Annotated in this window: 7 protein-coding genes and 1 pseudogene; all 8 read right to left on the reverse strand. The window is 57.7% G+C overall.

Going from position 1 to position 6,743, the window contains the following annotated elements:
* Nucleotides 1-170: pseudogene (locus ACJROR_RS10745) on the reverse strand (shikimate dehydrogenase); the annotation flags it as partial.
* 54 nt (nt 171-224) lie between these two features.
* Entirely contained in the window at nt 225-788 is a 564-nt protein-coding gene (locus ACJROR_RS10750; protein ID WP_406547054.1) for an L-threonylcarbamoyladenylate synthase, read from the reverse strand.
* The gene (gene purE / locus ACJROR_RS10755; protein WP_406043886.1) at nt 781-1,290 is read right to left on the reverse strand and encodes a 5-(carboxyamino)imidazole ribonucleotide mutase; all 510 of its coding nucleotides are present in this window, start codon (nt 1,288-1,290) and stop codon (nt 781-783) included. Before purE ends, ACJROR_RS10750 begins: the two co-directional genes overlap by 8 nt.
* 147 nt (nt 1,291-1,437) lie before the next feature.
* On the reverse strand, nt 1,438-2,286 hold the full coding sequence (pnuC, locus tag ACJROR_RS10760) for a nicotinamide riboside transporter PnuC (protein WP_406547055.1): 849 nt from the start codon (nt 2,284-2,286) through the stop codon (nt 1,438-1,440).
* Nucleotides 2,287-2,310: 24 nt separating this feature from the next.
* Nucleotides 2,311-3,081, reverse strand: a complete 771-nt coding sequence (locus tag ACJROR_RS10765; protein WP_406547056.1) for an N-acetylmuramoyl-L-alanine amidase — start codon at nt 3,079-3,081, stop codon at nt 2,311-2,313.
* Nucleotides 3,082-3,201: 120 nt separating this feature from the next.
* The gene (locus ACJROR_RS10770) at nt 3,202-4,278 is read right to left on the reverse strand and encodes a type I DNA topoisomerase (RefSeq protein WP_406547057.1); all 1,077 of its coding nucleotides are present in this window, start codon (nt 4,276-4,278) and stop codon (nt 3,202-3,204) included.
* Between the two features lie 92 nt (nt 4,279-4,370).
* Nucleotides 4,371-5,651, reverse strand: a complete 1,281-nt coding sequence (gene thrC, locus ACJROR_RS10775) for a threonine synthase (RefSeq protein ID WP_406547058.1) — start codon at nt 5,649-5,651, stop codon at nt 4,371-4,373.
* Between the two features lie 95 nt (nt 5,652-5,746).
* Entirely contained in the window at nt 5,747-6,700 is a 954-nt protein-coding gene (gene thrB, locus ACJROR_RS10780) for a homoserine kinase (RefSeq protein WP_406547059.1), read from the reverse strand.
* Between the last annotated feature and the right edge of the window lie 43 nt (nt 6,701-6,743).

A 6,743-nucleotide genomic window follows, 5' to 3' on the forward strand; every position in this document is an offset into this window, starting at 1 on the left:
CCCTTGCCGCCCTCTGCCCGAAACCTGTCCACAGTCCTGGCAAACTCTCCCAATGGGCAAAGAAGAGCGCCGTATTCCATGTCCTGGGCGGTTTCATCCCGAAACATGGCATGAATAGCCGGAGACCTGCTGTGCTTGACAGGATTCCCCAAAACCGCATATTTATCCATACATCCTTCCTGATTAAAAACTGAATAAAGAGTTTTCAGAAAACATTACGGAAGCTACTCCCGCAGCACCCGGCCGGTAAGCCCGTCAATGATCCTGCTGGGGCGGAGACTGGCGCCGCAGGGGAGATCCAGAATACAGTCAAAGGTGTCCGGAGGAAAGCTATCCCTGACCTCGCGGGCTGTTCTCAGAGGAGGTTTTCCGCTGACATTGCAGCTCGTGGACACCAAAGCGCTTCCGGAAAGCCGGCAGAGATCCGCAACCGGAGGATGGGCGGAAACCCGTACCGCAAGAGTGCTCCGGCCGCCGGTAAGGAGATCCGGAAGCCCTTTTCTGGCCGGAAGCACGCAGGTCACGGGGCCGGGCCAGAAATCCCGCATCCTTGTCAGAAACTCCTCCGGAATAAGCGCCGTATCCAGAAACGGGGCCACCTCCGCAAAGGATCCCCCGATAACGATAACCCCTTTGGCGGGATCCCTCTTTTTGATTTCCATGACCCGGGAAAGCGCCCGGACATCCTCCGGGAGACAGCCGATGCCGAATACCGCCTCCGTGGGATAGGCGACAACCCCGCCGTTCTTTACCGCCCGGGCCGCCGCTGCGGGAGAAGCGTCAAACATTCTCCAGCTTCTTCTGCAGAGCCTGATCCTTGCGGGCCACGTCCTCGGCCCGGGCCTGTCTCTCAGCCTTAACGGCCTTGTCCAGTTCCCCGTCGGATAGAGCCATGATCTCGGCAGCCAGATAGGCGGCATTCTTGGCTCCGGACTTCCCGATGCCCATGGCGGCTACCGGAATCCCCCCGGGCATCATCACGGTAGAGTAAAGGGCATCCACGCCGTTCAGGGGGCCGCAATCCACCGGAATGCCGATAACCGGACGGGTAGTGGCGGCAGCCACGGCGCCGGCCAGATGGGCCGCCATGCCGGCAGCGCAGATAAACACCTGGCAGCCCCGGGCTTCGGCATCCTTCACATACTCTCTGGTGGCATCCGGAGTGCGATGGGCGGAGGTTACCTTGCCCTCGGCCCGGATCCCCAGGCTCTTCAGCACCTGAAAGGCGCCCTCCACCACCGGCAAATCGGAATCAGAACCCATTAAAATAGCCACAAATCTGTCAGACATTTCCTTTCTCCCTGAATAATTTCCGGCACTGCAAATAAGGCCGGTTAAGAATATCCTCTGTCCCGAAACCGCGTCCGGGCTCTCACGGCAGCATTTTAGCACCTTTGCGGCATTAGTTAAGAATCCGTTACCGGCCTTCTGCTCCGACTATGCCGGAGACTCCTGAGCCGCTTCTCTTTCCAGTCTTTCATGCCGCCGCCAGCGGAGGTACATCACCACGGAATTTATGAGATAGAAGCACCACATGAGAAGCACTGCGATGGGCTTTCCCCGGCCGTCCATGAAAGGAGCCACCCAGAGGCCCACGCTGACCGCATTAATGATCATCCAGAGGATCCAGTGCTCCGAGTACCTCATGATGCACAGAATAAGCGCCATGGTGGCCAGAATGGTAGTGAAGCCGTCCCAGAAGGGATACTGCCCCTCCAAGAAGGTCAGAAAGAGTCCGTAGCCCCCGGTAAGGAAAACCGCAGTCAGAAGGAGATACAGGCGCCCCGGCCAGCTTAAGCTTCTCTTGGAGGTTTCATTTCCCAGAGGATTTATGTGCCGGATCCAGACCGTAAAGCCGTAGACATTCAGGGGAATGAACACCAGAAACTTTACCATGACTTCCCCGTAGTAACCGTAACGGAAGGAAATCAGACCGTAAAGCACCGAATTCAGAAATCCGAAGACAAAGGCCCCCAGTTTTCCCTGTCCGGTAAATATCGCGGCAAGGCACCCCAGAACGGCAGCGCCAAGGCTGATAATAAAATCCCCTGACAGCAGAGAAAGCCCCCGGGAAAGACTGTAGGCCGTGGAAATCACGGCAATGCTCCCGACAGAAAACCCCAGCCAGATAAGCTCATTGCGCTGCCACCCGGTGGTTTCCTCCCGAAAAAGCTCTCTCAGGACTTCCCGGAATCCCCTCCGTCCTTTAAAGCTGATCCCGGACGCCTGAGAGGCCGCTGCCGCAAGAGCTCCGGCCTTCTGATTGTCGCTGTTTTGAAATTTCATAGCCGAGCTTACTCCCGCCTCCCGTCAGTTCCGGCGCTCCAGTCTGATATGACGCTTCAGCGCCGTAACTACCGCCTCAATGTAGCGGCGGCGGTTCTTCTTCACGGATACAAAGGCTTCGTCCCGGGGATTCACAATAACCCCCACCTCCATGAGCACCGCCGGGCCCTGAGCCTTCCGGAGCACCCACAGGCCGTCATAACGAAACACCCCGTTTTTATCCAGCCACTCCCGGCCCTCTCCGGGAATGTTTTCTGCATGATGCGAGCTGTTTTTAAGACCGGCATCCCGAAGTCCCGCCGCAATATCCCGGGCCAGCCCCAAAGATTCCTGATAGTACGGATTCTCAGAGGAGACGAACAGGGAATAGCCGGCGGCATAGTCTGACTCGCAGGGATTATCATTTAGGGTACAATACCGGGGCTGCACCGCATCATGATGAATCGAGATAAAGATCGCCTGCGGGCCGGTACGGGTAATCCGGTCATCCAGGGTATTTTTGCCGGAGTGAAAGCCCGAAAATATATAAGGGATCTGCTCCTCCTCCAGCCGGGCGGCCAGCTCCTTGGCAAAACGCAGGTTGTAATCATACTCATGGCCGCCGTTCCAGGCGGTGGCGCCGTACTCCCGGGCGGCATGCCCCACATCGATGACGGCGTAGTAAATCCGGTGATCCCGGCAGGCACGGTCTCTCTCGGCCGCGAAAGCCTGATTCCCGCCGGAAAGACCTGCCGCAAAATACAGCATCCCCGTAAAACACCAAGCTCCCCAAAAAGCCAGCTTCCTGAATTTCATTCTTGCCTCCTCAGATTCCCGCCGGATCACCGGCTGAAAATATCCTGTTAAATCGTCCTTCTCAAAACTCCCCGGTGCCTTGAGTCGCTTCTGACCTGATACCGCCTCTGTCCCCGGGTGTCACCTTTCGCCCCGGGCCTGCCTTTTGCCGCACAGGGGACATTTAAGATAAAGCCCCTGCCGGCCCCGGAATTCCAGCATTACCGGACTCTGGCAATGCTGACAGCGCTCCCGGACGGGCTTCCGGTTCAGCCGGCAGGTACAGGCCGGGTAACGGTCGCAGCTCCAGAACAGCTTCTGAAAACGGGTTTTCCTCAGGGTGAGATTGCCCTGGCCGCATTCCGGACAGGCGGAATCGGGAATTATCTCCTCAATGCGCACCTTATAGATGCCGGCCACGGGCTTCATGTAACGGCAGGCCGGATAGCGGGAGCAGCCTGCCATCTGGCCCCGGCGGGTTCGGTACAGGGAAAGGGGAGCGCCGCATTCCGGACAGTTCCCCAGATTGTCCTCGGTTTTATCTAAGGTGACCGTTTCCGGGGGCTCCGGAAGCGGACTCCCCTCCCCCGGAACGACCTCGGTTCCGGTTTTGTCCGCGGCAGGTTCCGCCGGAGACTCCCTGATGTCAGAAACCGGGGGTTTCGGAGGAAGTGTCCGAAGCGGCTCCCAAACAGAAGCGGGAGCTTCCGGAGCCGCCGGGGCCGCAGGAATCTCTGCTTTTCCCGCTTCGGTCCCTGGTTTCTCATCCGGTTTATCTTCCCCGCTCTCTCCTTTGATCTCTCCGCCGATCTCCCCGGGAGCCCAAGGAGAGCTTTCGTGAGAAGGCTTTGCGGGTGTCCCGGGAGATCTCCCGTAATCCCAGTCCGGCCCCTGAAAAGCCTCGGGACAGTCCTCCCGGCTTACCGCTTCCCCTCGGGCCTGCCGCTCAAAAAATTCCATCACCGCCCGGGCCCGGTCGGTGAGGCTGTAACGCTTTTCAGGATCCAGACTGTCCTGATAACGCTGCGCCATGCTGTCGGCCATGCGACCATCATGGCTGCCGGCGCTGTCCGTCCCGGCTGCCGCGCTTTCCTCCGGGGCTGCCTTCGGAGTGTCCGGAACTTCTGCGGCGCTCTCGCTATCACCCTGCGCAGAATCTGAAGACGGCTCTTCCAGGATAGCGGGAGGGAGGTTTGGCTCTTCCTGTCCGGCTGTCATGGGGTTCTCCTGAGTTACTCAAAAAATAAAGGCCCGAAGAGGGGCCTTCCTTGATAAGGAAGCCGGTTTTGGCCGGCCTCCCGCAAAACGCGCTACTTACTGAGGAGGAGCTTCTTAAGCTCAGCAAAATCAGCTGCCATAGGCACGGACAGCACCTTCATGTCAGCCCGGGAGCTCAGCGCCTCCGGCAGGGGCAGATCCATGCCCAGAATGCGATCCACGTTTTCCTTGAACTTGGCCGGAGATGCCGTGCACAGGAAAATGCCGGTATCCCCCTCCTCCAGGGTATTGTCCAAAATCTTCCAGGCAATGGTGCCGTGGGGCTCGGAGGTATAGCCCTTGGCCTTGAGCTCTCTCATAGCCGCCTCGGTTTCCGCATCGGTAAGCCGGCCATAGCCCAGCTCCTTGAGATCCCAGCCCTTGACGCTGAAGAGCTCGGTAACCCGGGGCCAGTTGTTGGGACGGGAGACATCCATGGCATTGGAAAGGGTGGCTACGGTAGGACGGGGATCCCAGGATCCCGAAGCCAGGAAACGGGGCACGGTGTCGTTTACATTGGTGGCGGTGATAAATTTTTTAACCTTAAGTCCGAGAGCCTTGGCGATAAGACCGGCGGTAAGGTCTCCGAAATTCCCGCTGGGCACGGAGAACACCACGGAATCTCTCCTGTCCCGGGGCAGCTGGGCCACAGCCTCAAAATAATAGCAGACCTGAGCCAGGAGCCGGCTGATATTGATGGAGTTCGCGCTGTTAAGGCCAATGCCGTCCCGCACCTCGGGATCGTCAAAGGCGTTCTTCACCAGAGTCTGACAGTCATCAAAGGCGGCCTTTACGGCTACGGTGCGAATATTGCCCCCCAGGGTGCAGAAAAGCTTCTCCTGGAGATTGGAGATCTTGCCCTCGGGATAAAGAATTACCACATCTACGTTAGGAAGATTGTAGAAGGCATGAGCCACGGCAGCTCCGGTATCCCCGCTGGTGGCGGTAAGGATGGTGATCTTTTTGCCCTCCCCCTGAGAAGCCAAAGCGCTCAGGCACTGCGCCATGAAACGGGCCCCGAAATCCTTGAAGGCCAGAGTAGGCCCGTGAAAAAGCTCCAGAGCATAGGTACGGTCATCAACCTTAGAAAGCGGAGCTCCGAAGGCAAAGGCATTCTTAACCAGCTCCTCCAGATTGGGGATCTCATCTCCGATAAGATGGCGGAGAATTTTGCCGGATCTTTCCACGAAAGGCAGATCCAGAAGAGCATCCGCGTCTTCAAAGGGAACGATCTCCTCCGGAAAAAACAGCCCCTGATTGCGGCCCAGTCCCTGTCTTACGGCCTGGGCAAAGGAAACGACCTCTGAGTGATCCTTGATGTTGTAAAGCTTCATGATAATTCCTGTTATTCTTTAGTGCCAAGTCCGGAAAATGACTCCGGACATATCGTTACGGAAACGTCCTGTTCCTGCTGTTCCGCTTCCCGCCGTCAGAGCCAGGCCACAACGGTGCCTTCCTCGCAGATCCGGCAGATGTTGCAGAAGCCGTCATCGTTCTGGATAAAGTTCTGCTTAAGCCATTCCTGTACCTGCTCGGCCTTTTCCAGATCCTTCATCACAATGAATACCGAGGGGCCAGAACCGGAAATGCCCGTGGCCAGAGCCCCCATGGACTGGGCATATTCCCGGACGGCGGCAAAGCCCGGAATCAGCTTCTGGCGATAGGGTTCGGCGATAACGTCCCGGAGCACGGCCGCTGCCAGGAGATCGTCTCCGGTATGGGAGGCCTGCACGAATACCGCAAGCTGCCGGGCAAAGGTGATGGCATCGCTGCGAGAATATTCCTTAGGCAGAATGGAGCGGGCCTCGGAGGTGCTCACCTGAATGCCGGGGTAGCAGGAAACCCAGTACCAGTCAGGGAAGGCCGGCACTCTTTCGCTGATGATATTGCGTTCCTGCACCATGAGCTGAATGCCTCCCAGGTAGCAGGGAGCGGCGTTGTCATAGTGCACGGAGCCGGAGATCTTTCCCTCCAGCTTTCCCATGAGCCGAAGAGCCTCGTCTCTGGTCATGGGATTGTCGTGAAAGGCATCAAGAGCGGCCACGGCAGCCACAATGGAGGAGGCGCTGGAGCCGAGACCGGATCCCACCGGAAGATTCTTGTGGAGAACCATCCTAAGAGGCTTCATGGGGAGCCCCTTCTCCTTCATGAAATCCCGGAAGCCCTCAAAGGCATCGTAAACAATGTTCTTTCTATAATCGGCGGGGAGCTTCCCGGAATACCAGCCGTCACAGGAAAGCTCAAACTCCGCGTTCCCGTCATGAACCTCCACCACGTCTCCCAGCACCTGATCGGTAATGGGCTTAAGAGCGGCCCCCAGAATATCAAATCCCACGCTGACATTGCCTATTGAAGCCGGTGCATATGCGCTGACGAATGCCATATTTAAGCCTCTCTCTTCCAGTTTAATGTACGTAAAATATCGG

Source organism: Succinimonas sp., from assembly GCF_045225735.1.
In the GTDB taxonomy this organism is placed as follows: Bacteria; Pseudomonadota; Gammaproteobacteria; order Enterobacterales; family Succinivibrionaceae; genus Succinimonas.

Bases quoted from the DNA above. Each gene is read 5' to 3' on its own strand.
- ACJROR_RS10750 (WP_406547054.1), bottom strand. From the start codon at position 788: ATGTTTGACGCTTCTCCCGCAGCGGCGGCCCGGGCGGTAAAGAACGGC.
- thrC (WP_406547058.1), bottom strand. From the start codon at position 5,651: ATGAAGCTTTACAACATCAAGGATCACTCAGAGGTCGTTTCCTTTGCC.
- ACJROR_RS10770 (WP_406547057.1), bottom strand. From the start codon at position 4,278: ATGACAGCCGGACAGGAAGAGCCAAACCTCCCTCCCGCTATCCTGGAA.
- purE (WP_406043886.1), bottom strand. From the start codon at position 1,290: ATGTCTGACAGATTTGTGGCTATTTTAATGGGTTCTGATTCCGATTTG.
- pnuC (WP_406547055.1), bottom strand. From the start codon at position 2,286: ATGAAATTTCAAAACAGCGACAATCAGAAGGCCGGAGCTCTTGCGGCA.
- ACJROR_RS10765 (WP_406547056.1), bottom strand. From the start codon at position 3,081: ATGAAATTCAGGAAGCTGGCTTTTTGGGGAGCTTGGTGTTTTACGGGG.
- thrB (WP_406547059.1), bottom strand. From the start codon at position 6,700: ATGGCATTCGTCAGCGCATATGCACCGGCTTCAATAGGCAATGTCAGC.